This window comes from Salinisphaera orenii subsp. halophila YIM 95161, from assembly GCF_003732545.1.
Taxonomy (GTDB): Bacteria; Pseudomonadota; Gammaproteobacteria; order Nevskiales; family Salinisphaeraceae; genus Salinisphaera; species Salinisphaera orenii_A.
Map to the genome: position 1 here is coordinate 1 of NZ_AYKF01000066.1, position 14,965 is coordinate 14,965.

The window sequence follows — 14,965 nt, forward strand, 5'->3', positions numbered from 1 at the left end:
CGCAGCCGTTCGTCCGCCACGGCTTTCTCGCCGCGCTCGAGGCCAGCGGCAGCGTCGGCCCGGACAACGGCTGGCAGCCCGCGCATCTGCTGCTCGAGGCCGACGACGGCCGCCTGATCGGCGCCGCCCCGCTCTACGAGAAGGACCACTCCTACGGCGAATTCGTCTTCGACTTCGCCTGGGCGAACGCCTACAACCAGCTCGGGCTCGACTACTATCCCAAGTACGTCTGCGCGGTGCCGTTTACGCCGGTGGTGGGCCCGCGCCTGCTCGCGGCCAGCCACGCCGACCGCCGGGCGCTGGCGCATGCGCTCGCCGCACTGCCGGGGGAGACCGGGCGCTCCTCGCTGCACCTGCTGTTCGGCGACGACACCAGCACCGCCGGGATGGCCGAAGCAGGGGCCTCGACGCGACGCGGCTGCCAGTACCGCTGGTACAACCGCGGCTACGCCGACTTCGAGGATTTTCTCTCGCACCTGTCGTCCAAGCGCCGCAAGGAGATCCGCCGCGAGCGCCGGCGGATGCGCGAGGCCGGCGTCACCGTCACCGCCCTCGCCCCGGACGAGATCGACGAGGAGCTCTGGCAGCTGCTCTACGCCTTCTACGGCCGTACCTACGCCATCCGCGGCCAGGCGCCCTACCTCACGCCGGAATTCTTCGCGGAGCTGAGCGCGCGTCTGGGCGACCGGGTGCGCTTCTTCGTCGCCTGGCACCAGGGCACGCCGGTGGGCATGGCCTTCATGATGCTCGGCGGCGACACGCTCTACGGCCGCCACTGGGGCTGTGCGACCGACTATCACAGCCTGCACTTCGAGACCTGCTACTACGCCGGCATGGAATACTGCATCGAGCAAGGCCTGGCCTGCTTCGATGCCGGCGCGCAGGGCGAGCACAAGATCCGGCGCGGCTTCGAACCCGCGCCCACCTGGTCGAGCCACGTCATCGCCGACCCGCGTCTGGCCGGCGCGGTCGAGGACTTCGTCAACCGCGAGGCCGAGATGATGGCCGCCTACGAGCACCAGCAACGCACCCGCAGCAACTTCGCGGACGACACCGCGCCCGCCTCGTGAGCGGCCTGCGCGTGTACTGGCTGGACCCGAACACGCCGGACGGCGCCTTTCCCGATCCCGAGCTCGCGCTCGACCAGCCCAACGGCCTGCTCGCCATGGGCGGCGACCTCTCGCCGCAGCGCCTGCGCCGAGCCTACGCCCAGGGCATCTTTCCCTGGTACAACCCGGAGGAATCCATCCTCTGGTGGTGCCCGCACCCGCGCACCGTGTTCCAGACCGACCATATTCACGTCTCGCGCCGGCTCAAGCGCACACTCGCCCGGGCCGATTACGCGGTGACCCTGGACCGCGATTTCAATAACGTCGTTCTGGGCTGCGCGGGCACGCGCGACGGCAACCCGGGCACCTGGCTGGGGCCCGAGATGCGCGCCGCCTACGCCAAGCTGCACGCCCTGGGCGACGCCCACTCCATCGAGGTCTGGCGCGACGGCCGGCTCATCGGCGGGCTCTACGGCGTCGCGCTCGGGCGCATGTTCTTCGGCGAGTCCATGTTCTCCCGCGAGCGCGACGCCAGCAAGATCGCGCTCGTCTGGCTGGGCCGGCAACTGCAGGCCTGGGGCTTTCCGCTCATCGACGGCCAGGTCGGCTCCGCGCACCTCTACCGGATGGGCGCGGTGGACCTGCCCCGCAGCAAGTTCCTCAAGCTCGTGCGCACCGAGCGCGCCAGGCCCGGGCCGGCCTCGCCCTGGCGCTTCACCATCGACGCGCCGCAGTCGCGCGACCATACTGGCGCCTGACGTGCGCCCGGGCGCATTGATCCGCGCCGCCCGATCGCCGATAATTGGTCAGTTAATCGTTTGTCAAGAGTTCAGGAGTCCATGGCAAAAGAAGAGCATATCGAGATGGAAGGCACCGTCGTGGAGACGCTGCCGAACACCACCTTCCGCGTGAAACTCGAAAACGGCCACATCGTGACCGCCCACATCTCCGGCAAGATGCGCAAGCACTACATCCGCATCCTGCGCGGCGACAGCGTCACCGTCCAGATCACCCCCTACGACCTCAGCAAGGGCCGCATCACCTACCGCGGGCGCTAACCGCGGACGCAAATGTGACGCGCCACGTCACAATGTGACGTGACGCTGCGCGACACCTCGCGCAGGGCTTGCGCCTAACCCGCTGTTTTGAATAGAGTCAGCGCGCTGGCACGCTCAATGCGAGTTGCCCGAGTGCGCCTCAAGGCGCCCGCTCACCGCACATCTTTTCAGGGGAAACCCATGCAGAAACAACAAGGCTTCACGCTCATCGAACTGATGATCGTGGTCGCGATCATCGGCATTCTGGCGGCGATTGCTATTCCGCAGTATCAGAACTATACCGTACGCGCCAAATTGACTGAGGCAATTTCGTATGCCGGTTCCGCGAAAACCGCGGTATCCGAGTACTACACAACACAAGGAAAAATGCCCAGTGACTCGGACCAAGCGGGCATCGACTTGTCGGACACCGATTTGGAGGACGCGGAGCACGTGCAAAGCGTCGCTTACACTCGAAACGGTGACGATGAGGCAGAGATCTCTGTTGGCGTCGGCGACCTAGGTGGCGACATTGAGGAAGGGGATAATCTCGTATTCACCGGCACCGGTAGCGCTTCAGGAGTTTCTTGGTCTTGCGGTTCAAGCGATATTGACAGCAGCTACTTGCCCTCGAATTGCCGCGGTGGCGGAGGCGGCTCCTAAAGCGTCGCAGTAAGTACTTTCGATTAAATGGGGGCCTACCGGCCCCCATTTTTTTAGCTGCCTTGATAATAAAATGCGAAAAAATAGTATTTTTTACATTTTACTCGGATTAATTCTATTTGTATCTCAAATTACATATGGCCTGATAACTGTCGAATTCTTAACGGCGACTCATGGCTCTTCAATAATAAAAACTGCACTCGCTAATGCACTACGTGACCCTATTTTTGTACTTTACGGTGCGTGGTATTTAATTGTAGGCACGTTAATCCATACCGCGCTTTTAGCCTTTCCCAGCTTTGCCGTGAGAAAAGCTTCTCAGCTTCACACAAAAAAACAAAATATAATTTTTTGGAAAGTAATTATTTCGATATCTTTTTTATTGATTTTATCGCTACTTAACGAAGCTATATTTCCCAATTCAAACGCCACCCCACTTCAAAACAAAGCGATATCTAATACAACAATTATCGTGTCGTCTTCATTTTTTTTCGCTTTATTTCTATTTTTTTGTGCAAAAATACAACGCGAATCATTGAAGTACTTTTTTATATCAATTTTTATTGCCCTTCTGTTATTTTTTTCGACTCTTCCCTACTCTTATTCAAACGAAGCCCAAAAACCGATACAAAAAAATATAATACTAATTGGCATCGATTCGTTACGCCCTGACCATCTGCACCTTTTAAACGATAGCGCCGCACCACCAACAAATGCGCTAATGCCAAAACTTGAAAATTGGCTAAGCGATTCTATCGTATTTCGTGATGCCGTCACACCGATGGCACGAACATTCCCGGCACTAATGAGCTTGCTCACCGCAAAATATCCACTTAACAACGGGATCCGCGGAAATTTATTTCCAAAGGAAAACATGCGCTTTAATTGGACTTTGGGAACCCACCTTCAGAAGCTCGGCTACACAACAGCTTTTTCGACAGATGACACTAGATTTGCAAATATAGAATCTGAGTATGGCTTTGATGTTATCTCAACTCCACCACAAGGCCTGATAGACTTCTTTTACGGTAATTTGCTCGACACAGTTGGAACGAACCTACTAGGTTTATTCCCGGCCAGCCGGTGGCTATTACCAGCGACCTACGGAAACCGGGCGGCTTCAGGCTCATATCATCCATCTCAATTTACCTCTAAGCTTGATGGTTTAATTGATCGATTACCTTCTACCTCAACATTTTTAATGACTCATTTTTGTGTTGCACACTGGCCTTACATAAATGAAGGTATTCTTAGCTCGTCAAAGCGATATAATTCTTTTGATAGTTATTTACCTTATGAACGCGCTCTTCGAGCTGCTGATAGACAGTTTAGCTTTTTGATTGAAAAGCTAGAAAATAGCGGAATGCTGACTGATGCGATTGTCGTAGTCTATTCCGATCACGGCGAGGAGCTTGGAATTGAAAAAGACCTGAAGTTTCGACATCATAAAAAGCTACCACGCACTCGGCGAGGTCACGGGACATCAATTTTTTCGCCAAGTCAAAATAGAATTTTGCTTGCATTTAAGGTATTTGAAGGTGGAAAAGAAATTCAAGAAAAAAAAGTCAGTTATGTGCCAGCTCTATTGACTGACGTAGCGCCCACCGTGATAGAAAGAATCGGATCAAATCTGCCGAACGATCTCGATGGTATCGATCTGTTTTCTCCCCCAAGTAATATTGAGAACCGAGTCCGATTTTTAGAAGGTGCGTACACACTTCCGGCTATTAATAGTGACGGAGAAGTAGATTCTGCCGAAACACTGAAACGCTTTGGCAATCGATTCCATGTAACAGATGACTTAAAAATAAGATTTAAAGCATCAAACGCCGCTCCTATGATGAAGCAGTGGGGTTTTATTAAACGCAATAAAGTCACTGGCTTCAAACGCCGTGGCATCAGGAAATCTTCATTATCGAGCAAACGTAAAGGATGGCGCTCAGTCGAATGGCCTAGCCCGAAGAAAAACAGGGGGCAGACACATTTCTGATAGCCTGCTGGCTCTGACGCTCCCAGGTTGAGCATGAGCCACACCCCGCCTCCCACGCTTCAATCCCGTCGGCGTGCCCCAGCACATCATTCAGCGGGACAATAATCGCCAGGCCTGTTTCTTCGACGAGGAAGACTATCTGTTCTACCTCGAGTGCCTGCGCGATGCCGCGGCCCGCGCCGGCTGCGAGATCCATGCCTATGTGCTGATGACCAACCATGTGCATCTGCTGGCCACACCGCAGCAGGCGGACGCTGCTTCGCGCATAAAAAGAAGAAAGGGGTCAGAGACATTTTTGCTAGCCTGACAGGCTGTAGGCTCCCTTGGTTGAGCACAGCCATGCCCCGTCTCCCCCGCTTCAATCTGGTGGAAAAAGGGGAAAAAGCGGAAAAAGGGGTTAGAGTGAGCTAGCCCGGCTCCCACGGACAGGTAAATCAAGCCACAGCTTGATACGTTTCTTCCACTTCTAGCGGTGTTCGATAGCCGAGCGTTTGGTGTATCCGCTGACGGTTATAGAACACCTCGATGTACTCGAAGATTGCCGTTCGAGCTGCTTGGCGGCTGGCGAAGACGCGGCGATCGACCAGTTCGAACTTCAGCGTTGCAAAGAAGCTTTCGGCAACGGCGTTGTCCCAACAGTCGCCTTTTCTGGACATGCTCGAGACCATCCCGAGTTCGGCCAGTCGACGCCGGTACGTCGCTGCCGCGTACGTCTGGCCTTGATCACTGTGATGAACCAGTCCCGGCTTAGGCTGGCGCTGATCGACCGCCATTTCCAGCGCTTCTTTAACGAGTGCGGTGTTGTTGCGTGTCGACATGGACCAGCCGACCACCGATCGCGCATAGAGATCGATCAATACCGCCAGATAAAGCCAGCCCTCGCGCGTCGCGATGAAGGTGACATCGCCCACCCAGACCTGATCCGGAGAGGCCGTACGAAACCGCCGACGCAAGATGTTTGGTGCATGGCCCAGGTCGGGCCGTGAATGCGTGGTGGCAATGAAACGGCGTCGACGACGCGCCAAAATGCTGTGGTCTCGGCGCAGCCGAGCCACGCGATGCTTGCCGCAGGATACGCCGGCCTTGTTCAACGCACGCCAAGTCTTGAGATAGCCATAGGCTTGGCGGTTCTGCTCGTGCGCCTGGCGTATATGTGTCAACAACGCGCGATCGTGTCGCTCACGGGCGGTCGGCGGCCGAGCTTTCCACGCGTAGTAGCCGGAACGACTCGCCTGTAGCACCCGACACATCAGGCTGATCGAATGCTGGCGTTGCTGCGAAGCAATAAAGGCGTACTTCACGGCAGCTCCCTGGCGAAGTACGCCGCCGCTTTTTTTAGGATGGCGTTCTCTTCTTCGAGCTGCGCCAGCCGCTTCTTCAGGTCGGCGACCTCGGAGCGCTGGTCCAGTGCGGCGTTTCGGCCGGGCCCACGGAACGCCTTGTCTTCGCCTTTGTCTCGCAACTCGTGTTGCCACTTGTAGAGCTGGTTACGCATCACGCCCAGCTCGCGCGCGACCTCGGCTGCGGGTTTATCAGACTGCTCGAGCAGCTCGACCGCTTGCAGCTTGAACTGCTTGGAATAACGTTTTCTCGTTGCCATCGGACATCTCCTCGGGACCATTGTCCCCTCTGGTTGATGTCCGTGGAAGCTGGGCCGCTCCAGAGACGAATGGCACTTACTTAAGGCCTAACGCGCTGATATAAGCCATAAAAAAGCGAGGCAAAAAGGGGTCCGCGGGGCAAAAAGGGGTGGCAAAAGGGGTCAGAGACGAATCGCCCGCTCCAGTTGCACTGACCGTCTGAATCCAAGTGCGTTAAAAATGGGGGGATTACCGAGCCGTATGCGCTGAAAGGCGCACGTGCGGCTCGGAGAGGAGAAGCAGGGAAATAGTGCGACTGCGCCCTGCTTCTTACTCTACTGCCGATGGCGCGTGGCTTTGTATACCTCGTTGCCGTCATGGACTGGCGCTCGCGCAAGGTGCTGGCCTGGCAGGTCTCGAATACGCTGGACGAGGCGTTTGTGTGGACGCGCTACAGTGTGCGATCGCACGCTATGGGCCGCCGGAGATCTTCAACACGGATCAGGGCAGCCAGTTCACAGGCACCGCCTTCACCGGCATGCTCGAAGATCACGGAATCACAATCAGCATGGACGGCCGCGGGCGCTGGATGGATAACGTCTTTATCGAACGCTTGTGGCGCAGCGTGAAGTACGAGGAGGTCTACTTGAAAGCCTACGACAGCGGGCGCGACGTCCAAGTTGGCCTGGCGGATTACTTCGCGTTCTACAACAGCAGGCGCCACCATCAGGGTCTTGATCGGGCCACGTCCGATCAGGTCTACTTCAACGAACAGCCGCCACCGCAGGCGGCCTGACCTGGCAGGTCATCACTTAGAAATCTCTGCGGACTGTCCAACCGATGGGGTCCAATTCAGTAGAAACCCCATGACTAAAGCGCATGCGCCTTAGGCCAAGCCGAGGCGACTCCGAAGGAAGCAGATCTTTAGTTGTCAAGGATTTTTAAAATTATTTAAGCAATAAGTCATTATATGTCAAAACTTATACGCCCTTTTCTGCTTTTTTTGCTTGTGACTTTATTATGGCTTTCTGTCTACCATGCCTACGGTTTCGCTAATAGACCAGCACATGGAGATGAGCTCGCTTATATAGCGCGAGGCGTCGACCTAGTAGAAGAAGGCATCACAGCCTTAGCGGACGGCTACAGGCCTCCCCTGTTCCCATTTATTGTTGCCCTGCTTGCACTTTTATTTGATAACAAAGACTTATTAATTAACGCAAGATTATTGAACATCATTGCCATGTCCTTGGTGCCTGCAATTTGGTTTTACGCCGGATCCAAAGCGGGAGAGAAAAAACGAATTTCGTATTATTCGATGAGTTTTTTTACGGCACTTTGGCCACCCTTTTATTTGTACTCATTTTCAGCACACGCCGAATCTTTATCTTTTCTTTTTTTAAATTGTTTAGTTTATTATCTAGCGACACGTAACTTCAACTTTTTCAGAATCGAAAACAGAATAAGAACACTAACTGCAATCCCATTATTACTGGCTCTATTGTTTTACTTAAAAGCCAACAATATCTTAATTTCTATACCAGCAGCACTATTTTTAATTTTTTCTCCGTCCACTAAGAGCATTACAGCCCGAACGAGCTATGTCTTTATAATCGCATTGATATGTTTTGCGCTTATTTCACCTTGGCTTGTCTTTTTAAAATCCACAACCGGCCAGTGGAATTTCACCACTACGGGCGGCTATAACTTCTTAGTAGGGACAGGCTACTACAATTTCGGAATGGATGCTGACGGCCGCTCAGTGCATGAGCAGTATATGCAAAAACTCCACGGAGATTATCCTCGCTTACCCCAAGATAAAACAAAAGAACTACAAAACTCAAACCTAAGTGCTGCCGAACTAGACTCATTATCGAAATCGATCGCGCTTCAATTATGGCGCGACAATACAATTCAACAAATAATATTCGGCCAAAAAAAGATTTTCCACTCACTGGGATTTTCCATGCGCGGCATGACTGACTATGTTACCGCTATTTTTTTTATTTCTACATGCATTATAAGTTTACTTATTATATTTTCTCGCATCGACAAAAGTATCGTTTTTCTGCACTGGGGCTTTGCGCTCTGCGGAGTTTTGATTGCTTTCTTTTGGCTTCCGAATATACGATTCAAAACATTTTATTTCGATACCACCGCTTTTCTCGTAATCTCACATTTTTTTCAAGCGATCATCTCACGCCGTAATTTTTATTGGTCTAATGGCACCAGACTGACCTCTCCCTGAAAAGCGCAGCGATCAGAACTAGAGAATTCGGGCCATTTCGATCACGCTGAGAGGCGGAGGAAATGGGCATGAAGAAGTCGAAATACACGGACGAGCAGATCGCGTTCGAGGTCAAGCAGACGGAGACCGGGTAATCCTCCCAAGAATTAATGCGGGTCAGAAGTGGAATTTTCTCGTACCCTGAACCGAGGAGGTTCCCGTGAAGAAATCCCGCTATACCGACAGCCAGATCCTGGCGATCCTGAAACAAGCCGAGGCCGGCAAGAATAAAGGGGTCAGGTACATTTCTAACCCCTTTCCAAGAGCGGCGTCCCATGGCCGCCGCTCTTTCTTTGAGGTTCTTCGCGGATCAGGGGTCGAGAAAAGGGGTCAGAGACATTTTTTTGCTAGCCTGCTGGCCTCGACGCTCCCCTGGTTGAGCAGAAGCCATGCCCCGCCTGCCCCGCTTCAATCTCGTCGACGTGCCCCAGCACATCATTCAGCGCGGCAATAATCGCCAGGCCTGTTTCTTCGACGAGGACGACTATCTGTTCTACCTCGAGTGCCTGCGCGATGCCGCGGCCCGTGCCGGCTGCGACATCCATGCCTATGTGCTGATGACCAACCATGTGCATCTCCTGGCCACACCGCAGCAGACGGACGCTGCTTCGCGCATGATGCAGTCGGTCGGGCGCCGGTACGTGCAGCATGTGAATCGGCGCCACCAGCGCACCGGCACGCTCTGGGAGGGCCGCTATCGTGCGAGCCTCGTCGAAGCCGAACGCTATCTGTTGACGTGCTATCGCTATATCGAGCTCAACCCGGTCCGGGCGCGCGACATGGCGAATCGGCCCGACGGCTATCGATGGTCGAGTTATAGCGCCAATGCCCACGGCATGGGGGACGCCTGGCTGACACCGCATCCGCTCTATCAACGGCTCGGCCGGACCGGCGCCGAGCGACGGGCGGCGTATCGGGAACTCGTAGCGGAAGGACTCGACTCGGAGGCACTACAGGAGATTCGCAGCTGCACGCGCCAGGGCGTCGTCCTCGGCAGCGAGGCGTTCCGGGAGCAGATCGAAACGACGTTGAAACAACGTGCCCGCCCCGGCCATCGCGGTCGCCCGAAAAAGCGGAATCAGACATCGGGTGCCGCCGGATAGACGCCCCATCCCCAACGGCTTGATGCGCTGTACGCGTATCTAACCTCTTCTTCCTTTTCCCTACCCTTTACGCCCACCCGATAGATCAAACGAGACAGGTGCGCGACCGTCTTCCACAGGATACAATGCGTCCATGCTGATCAAGGATACCGCCGAGTTCACGAAATGGCTTGACGGCCTCAAGGACACCAAGGGTCGCGCCCGAATTCGCGCCCGTATCGAACGGCTGGCCATGGGCAACCCCGGCCAGCATCGGAAGCTGAAAGGCGACGTCAATGAACTGAAGCTCACCGTCGGCCCCGGTTATCGAGTTTATTAGACGTATCGCGGCAACGAATTGATCGTGCTGCTTTGCGGCGACGACAAATCTTCGCAGGGCCAGGACATACAACGCGCGCAGCAACTTGCTGCCGAACTCCAGGAGGCGGTCATGACTGTTGAACTTGTCGACTACGACGTGGCGGATTACATCAGCGCGCCCGAGGATGCGGCGGCGTACCTCGACGCCTGTATCGAGGAAGCCGACGGCGACGTGGGCTTTATCGCCAAGGCGCTGGGTGACATTGCCCGCGCGCGCGGCATGGGGGCCATCGCCGACAAGACCGGGCTGGGACGTACGAGCCTGTACAAGACACTTTCCGCTGACGGCAAGCCGACGCTCGAAACCACGCTCAGGGTCTGCGAAGCGTTGGGCATTCGGTTGCGCGCAGAAGTCCGTACGGACGACGCCGCGTAGCGGAGCCAGCGCCGCCACGCGGGATAAAACGGCGACGGCAACAGCGATCGGGAGGCATTTTCTGCTAGGCGCTGAAGATCTTTCCTCACATAGGCGGCCCGAGCAGCGTACACGCCATGGCCAACCATGGCCTCTTAATACGCCTTCAGCCTGTCGAAGCGACACGCGATCGCCCCAGACTGTTCTTGATTCAGTAGGCCGTTGTAATGTCTCGGCCAACCCGATTGGCTCCGTCCCCTTTTCGGAAGCACCGTTTCAGAAGCGCGCTCTCCGTCTTGGGTAACGGTAGCGCACACAATCATAGCCCGCTCGCGTCGCATTCATTGGGGCCCTGGCCCCGACCTCGGTCGGCGATCGAGCACCAGCGGCAGCACGCCCGCAGGTGACCACCGCTGACGTTGCACGTCACTTCGCCCGCATTACATAAACTGTCGCGGCAACGTTCCTGAATAACCGCCGGATTTCCGCGCCGACCCATTGCGCCCGCGCGGCTGTGGCGCGATGATATGAGCCGTTGGGGCACCGGATTTCACGATCTGCGTCTTTCGCAGGATGACGTCATGGCTAGGCGAGTGGCTTACATTGCGACGGCGGCCGCGATTGCGGGCGTATCCGCGGGCGCGGCCGGTGCGTTCATCTGGCACGATCGCCCGGCGTCCTCGGCCCATGCGACCAATGCCAACCTGGCCGCCTATCCCGACAGCCCGGCACCCGCACCCGCTCCGTCACAGCACGCAGCGGCATCCGATACCGGGACGACCAAAACGCACTCGGCATCCGCCGCGCCTCTCCGGCTGGACACGTCGCTGGGCCCGGCGGACGAGGCGGGCTCGGAGCCGCCCGCGCCGGCACGCTCGACACGCGATTTAGCCGCGGATATGGCCGCACAGTCGCTGCGGGTACCCGAACGGGGCGCAGACGGTCAGTTCATCCTGCCGGAGGAACTGAACCTGCGTGTGCCGGACGATGTCTCCACTGCGGAGCTGGTCACGCAGGGCTTTCGCCAGGACGCGGCGAACGCCTCCGAGGCGGATCTGTCGTCCGATCCGGAGGTCGCGTTCGACCTGGCCGCCCCCGACCGCCCCACGCCGCAGGTTGAGTCCTACAATCTGTTCAATCCCGAATACGGGCTGCGCGGTTTCATGAAACAGGGGTGGATCAGCCAGAACGTGGGGGTCCAGGGCGGACTCGGCCTGAACGACGATCGCCGCGTCGAGACGGAGGAAGGCTTTCGCGACGACATTGCCGTCGGCATGGGTGTGATTCTGGCGTTCTAGGCGAAACCCCGGGATGTGGCACGACCACACAGCTGGGGCGAGCGTGACGCCGATCGAGGTGGCAGCCTGACCGGCGGGATGGCGCGATCAGTATCCGAGTTCTCGACCGCCGATGCCTCGGTACTCGTCAGCCGGCGACTCCGCGTCACCGCACTTCGATGCGCGAGTAGCTATCCTCGGTTCGAAATCTCGCACGGCGATCTATTCACGCGCGGCTCGATCGCGCCAATCGACCGTTCATGGGGATATCGAAACCGGTTACCCCGAAATGCACGGAGTCCCGCTTGCCCGGGGCCGTGCCTAGGCAACGCACGCGCCTCCCGATGGGTTTCTGTGTTGCCGGCCGGCGGGCTCCCACCGGGCCGAGTCCCGTCAAAAGTTCCGGGGCTCGACATGCCGCAAGTTCGCGACCGCGACTCTGCACGGCGCCAATCATCGGCCCAGGCACTGCGCGACATTCAGCGGGGCATGACCACTCGGCCAACCGAGGTGGCGTACAACAAACTCGCACATCCGCAATGAGGCGGGTGCGAGGAAGCGCATTCACACGTCCCGTCGCGAATATGCGCGCTAGAGGCAGGCGCCGCGTGAAACGACGCCCGGGTTCCGGACGCTCTCAATAGCGCCTCAAAAGGCCATGTACCCGCGATTCACTTTGCCGATATCAGCCGCGCACCCGAGCGTGAGAAACCGCTCACGACCCGGGCGTCTTGAGCCAGCGCCGCAGGCGCGAACGGCGTGCACTGCGACGCCGCCACAGGATGTTCATGGTCAGACAATAGGCAGCAAAGGTCACCACGAAGCCGATGCAGAACATCACATCCGGCGCACCCAGCCACTGCAGGCACACGCCCGCGGCCATGAATCCACCGGCCACGATCAGCCATATATAGAGCGCCCAGCCGGGCGTGAATCCCGAGCGCTGTAATAGATGGTGGAAGTGGTAGCGATCCGCTGCGAGCGGGCTCTTGCCGCGGAGCACGCGGGAGCCCATCAGGTAACAGGTGTCCATCAGCGGCAGCCCGAACAGCCAGACGGCGGTGATCGGACGAATGATGGATGTTGCCTCCTGCGAGGCCTCGATGGCGAACCAGACGAGGATGTAGCCCAGCACAAGGCTGCCCGCGTCCCCCAGAAAGATCCGGGCCTGGCGATGCCAGGGCGTGCGCAGATTGAACGCGAGAAAACCGAAGATGCTGCCGATGGTCAGACAGAGCATGACGATGCTGACCGCGGCCGTACCGGAGGCCAGCGCGAGAATCACCGAAATCAGCAGTGCGGAGAAGCCGCCGGCAAGGCCGTCCATGCCGTCGATCATGTTGACGGCGTTGATGATGCCGACCGCGGCGAAGACCGTGAACAGCAGCGAAAAACCGCCCAGCCGCACGTTGTCCCCGCCCGTGATCGCGCCGAGATCCTCGAGACGGACGTCACCGAGCCAGTACATGCCGACGGTCACGGCGATCGTCTGCAACGCGAGCCGCAGCGAAGCCGGCACGTGCTTGCGATCGTCCATGCCGCCCAACAGCAGCAGGACGATCAGCCCGACCGCGAACCCCGAGAAGTGCCGGTTCGGCACGATGCCCCACCCCAGCGCGAGGATGCTCAGGCTGATCGCCAGACCGCCGCTGAGCGGGGTGGCCAGGTCGTGGCGCTTGCGCCCCCCGGGATGATCCACGTGCCCGAAGTAGAAACAGACCGGTCGCAGCACCAGGACTGCGGCCACGCTGACACAGAAAGCCATCAGGGAAAGGCCTAGCGCGGTCATGAGTCGATCTGTCCCCCGGAACTTCAAGAATCAGGGCCGGCGAAACGGCGACAAACCGCCGCACACGGCCACAGCAAACCGTTGCTTATTGAGGCATACGATATATATTCCGCAGCAAAACGCAATTCACCGGCCTGAATCAATGGCATGGCACACGTTCGCGATCACTCTCGACGTATGAGTGCGCCCTATTGCACAGCGCTTGACCCATTCGCGGGCGAGCCACGAGCGCTGCGTGCGCTCGCGGAAACACACGCAGCGCGGGGGCGCGCATGAAACTGCTCGTCACCGGCGGCGCGGGGTTCATCGGCTCCGCACTGATCCTTCATCTGCTCGAGGCGACTCCGCACGAGGTCGTCAATATCGACTGCCTCACGTACGCCGCCTGCCCCTCGTCGCTGCAAGCGGCCGTCGGCCATCCACGTTATGCCTTCGAGGCAATCGACATCCGCGAACCTAAGGCGGTGGCTCGAGCCCTGCGCCGGCACCGGCCGGACGCCATACTGCATCTCGCCGCGGAATCGCATGTGGACCGCTCGATCGCGGATTCCGATGCGTTCATCCAGACGAACGTCGTCGGGACACACCGGCTTCTAGAGGCCGCCCGGACGTATTACGCAACCCTCGATGCTACAGCGCGGGGCGTGTTCCGGTTCCATCACGTCTCCACCGACGAGGTGCACGGCTCGGCCGAACCGGACGATCTCTTCACGGAGCAGAGCCAACTTTCGCCGAACTCTCCCTACGCCGCCTCCAAGGCCGCAGCGGACGATCTCGTGCGCGTCTGGCACGACACTTACGGACTTCCCACGCTGATCACCGCCAGCACGAACAACTACGGCCCGCGCCAGCATCCGGAAAAGCTGATACCGCGGATCATCATCGACGCCCTGGCGCATCGGCCCATCGCACTGTACGGCGACGGGCGCCACGTGCGCGACTGGATGCATGTCGAGGATCACGTACGAGCGCTACGCCGTGCGACGGAACACGGCCGGGTCGGCGAACGCTACAACATCGGCGCATTGGCGCCGAAAACGAATCTGGAGATCGCAACGCTCGTCTGCGATGCGCTGGACACCCTCGTCCCGAATCGGGGGCTGGGCTCCTACGCTCGGCTGATCACGTTCGTCGCGGATCGCAAGAACCATGATCGTCGGTACGCGCTCGACCCGAGTCGGATCATGCACGAGCTCGATTGGCAGCCCGAGCGCGGGCTTGAAGATGGCATCCGCGATACCGTGCGGTGGTATCTGAATAACCCGCAGTGGATTAACGATGCGCTGGGCGTGCGCGGGGCCAACCGGTCTGTCTGACACTGAAGCCACGGTCGCCGGGTAGCGTCTGCCGCTCATCTCGCACCCCTTACGGCGGCAGCATGGAACAGAAGCGCACACACAGCGACTTACGCTCGCACGCTTCGCTATAATATCGCTCGTACCAACGACTTGGCGTGAGCGAAGACCTATACGACGGAC

14 protein-coding genes and 2 pseudogenes are annotated in these 14,965 nt (G+C 58.0%); 13 read left to right on the forward strand and 3 right to left on the reverse strand.

Going from position 1 to position 14,965, the window contains the following annotated elements; all coding sequences use genetic code 11:
* From SAHL_RS04765 to SAHL_RS04790, 6 genes are all read left to right on the forward strand, one after another.
* The coding region (locus tag SAHL_RS04765; protein ID WP_123590262.1) for a GNAT family N-acetyltransferase at positions 1–1,070 on the forward strand (1,070 nt) is incomplete at its 5' end.
* Positions 1,067–1,807 carry a leucyl/phenylalanyl-tRNA--protein transferase gene (aat, locus tag SAHL_RS04770; RefSeq protein ID WP_123590263.1) on the forward strand — a complete coding sequence of 247 codons (741 nt, stop codon included), beginning with the start codon at positions 1,067–1,069 and terminating at the stop codon, positions 1,805–1,807. The genes SAHL_RS04765 and aat, both read left to right, overlap by 4 nt.
* A gap of 81 nt (positions 1,808–1,888) precedes the next feature.
* Complete coding sequence (gene infA / locus SAHL_RS04775) at positions 1,889–2,107, forward strand: translation initiation factor IF-1 (RefSeq protein ID WP_123590264.1); 219 nt, start codon at positions 1,889–1,891, stop codon at positions 2,105–2,107.
* Positions 2,108–2,287: 180 nt separating this feature from the next.
* Positions 2,288–2,749, forward strand: coding sequence for a pilin (locus tag SAHL_RS18160; RefSeq protein ID WP_123590265.1), 462 nt, complete (start codon positions 2,288–2,290; stop codon positions 2,747–2,749).
* Between the two features lie 73 nt (positions 2,750–2,822).
* A complete protein-coding gene (locus SAHL_RS04785) occupies positions 2,823–4,739 on the forward strand; it encodes a sulfatase-like hydrolase/transferase (RefSeq protein ID WP_123590429.1) in 1,917 nt (638 codons plus the stop codon).
* 73 nt (positions 4,740–4,812) lie between these two features.
* Positions 4,813–5,046, forward strand: a complete 234-nt coding sequence (locus tag SAHL_RS04790; RefSeq protein ID WP_221177832.1) for a transposase — start codon at positions 4,813–4,815, stop codon at positions 5,044–5,046.
* A 127-nt stretch (positions 5,047–5,173) separates the two neighbouring features.
* On the opposite strand, the pseudogene SAHL_RS04795 reads toward SAHL_RS04790, so the two are convergent.
* Together SAHL_RS04795 and SAHL_RS04800 are read right to left on the reverse strand one after the other, a co-directional pair.
* Positions 5,174–6,067, reverse strand: a pseudogene (locus tag SAHL_RS04795) (IS3 family transposase); the annotation flags it as partial.
* Positions 6,037–6,360, reverse strand: a complete 324-nt coding sequence (locus SAHL_RS04800; RefSeq protein WP_123590267.1) for a transposase — start codon at positions 6,358–6,360, stop codon at positions 6,037–6,039. The pseudogene SAHL_RS04795 and the gene SAHL_RS04800, both read right to left, overlap by 31 nt.
* Positions 6,361–6,648: 288 nt before the next feature.
* Here SAHL_RS04800 and SAHL_RS04805 point away from each other — a divergent pair.
* From SAHL_RS04805 to SAHL_RS04825, 6 genes and pseudogenes are all read left to right on the forward strand, one after another.
* A pseudogene (locus SAHL_RS04805) lies at positions 6,649–7,115 on the forward strand (transposase); the annotation flags it as partial.
* Between the two features lie 174 nt (positions 7,116–7,289).
* Entirely contained in the window at positions 7,290–8,564 is a 1,275-nt protein-coding gene (locus tag SAHL_RS17485) for a glycosyltransferase family 39 protein (protein WP_148045487.1), read from the forward strand.
* Positions 8,565–8,992: 428 nt separating this feature from the next.
* On the forward strand, positions 8,993–9,706 hold the full coding sequence (locus tag SAHL_RS18165; RefSeq protein ID WP_123590268.1) for a transposase: 714 nt from the start codon (positions 8,993–8,995) through the stop codon (positions 9,704–9,706).
* Between the two features lie 133 nt (positions 9,707–9,839).
* Positions 9,840–10,025, forward strand: coding sequence for a type II toxin-antitoxin system RelE/ParE family toxin (locus tag SAHL_RS18170; RefSeq protein WP_245968386.1), 186 nt, complete (start codon positions 9,840–9,842; stop codon positions 10,023–10,025).
* Positions 10,026–10,049: 24 nt separating this feature from the next.
* Positions 10,050–10,442: an addiction module antidote protein gene (locus SAHL_RS04820; protein WP_245968401.1), complete on the forward strand. Its 393-nt coding sequence runs from the start codon at positions 10,050–10,052 to the stop codon at positions 10,440–10,442.
* A 506-nt stretch (positions 10,443–10,948) separates the two neighbouring features.
* On the forward strand, positions 10,949–11,719 hold the full coding sequence (locus SAHL_RS04825; RefSeq protein WP_148045488.1) for a hypothetical protein: 771 nt from the start codon (positions 10,949–10,951) through the stop codon (positions 11,717–11,719).
* A 694-nt stretch (positions 11,720–12,413) separates the two neighbouring features.
* On the opposite strand, the gene SAHL_RS04830 is transcribed toward SAHL_RS04825, so the two are convergent.
* Entirely contained in the window at positions 12,414–13,487 is a 1,074-nt protein-coding gene (locus tag SAHL_RS04830) for an MraY family glycosyltransferase (protein ID WP_123590270.1), read from the reverse strand.
* 272 nt (positions 13,488–13,759) lie between these two features.
* Between SAHL_RS04830 and rfbB the strand changes: the two genes are divergently transcribed.
* Positions 13,760–14,803, forward strand: coding sequence for a dTDP-glucose 4,6-dehydratase (gene rfbB, locus SAHL_RS04835; RefSeq protein ID WP_123590271.1), 1,044 nt, complete (start codon positions 13,760–13,762; stop codon positions 14,801–14,803).
* Positions 14,804–14,965 lie beyond the last annotated feature (162 nt).

Coding starts and splice junctions, on each gene's coding strand:
- infA (WP_123590264.1), top strand. CDS start 1,889: ATGGCAAAAGAAGAGCATATCGAGATGGAAGGCACCGTCGTGGAGACG.
- SAHL_RS18160 (WP_123590265.1), top strand. CDS start 2,288: ATGCAGAAACAACAAGGCTTCACGCTCATCGAACTGATGATCGTGGTC.
- SAHL_RS04785 (WP_123590429.1), top strand. CDS start 2,823: ATGCGAAAAAATAGTATTTTTTACATTTTACTCGGATTAATTCTATTT.
- SAHL_RS04800 (WP_123590267.1), bottom strand. CDS start 6,360: ATGGTCCCGAGGAGATGTCCGATGGCAACGAGAAAACGTTATTCCAAG.
- SAHL_RS17485 (WP_148045487.1), top strand. CDS start 7,290: ATGTCAAAACTTATACGCCCTTTTCTGCTTTTTTTGCTTGTGACTTTA.
- SAHL_RS18165 (WP_123590268.1), top strand. CDS start 8,993: ATGCCCCGCCTGCCCCGCTTCAATCTCGTCGACGTGCCCCAGCACATC.
- SAHL_RS18170 (WP_245968386.1), top strand. CDS start 9,840: ATGCTGATCAAGGATACCGCCGAGTTCACGAAATGGCTTGACGGCCTC.
- SAHL_RS04825 (WP_148045488.1), top strand. CDS start 10,949: ATGAGCCGTTGGGGCACCGGATTTCACGATCTGCGTCTTTCGCAGGAT.
- SAHL_RS04830 (WP_123590270.1), bottom strand. CDS start 13,487: ATGACCGCGCTAGGCCTTTCCCTGATGGCTTTCTGTGTCAGCGTGGCC.
- rfbB (WP_123590271.1), top strand. CDS start 13,760: ATGAAACTGCTCGTCACCGGCGGCGCGGGGTTCATCGGCTCCGCACTG.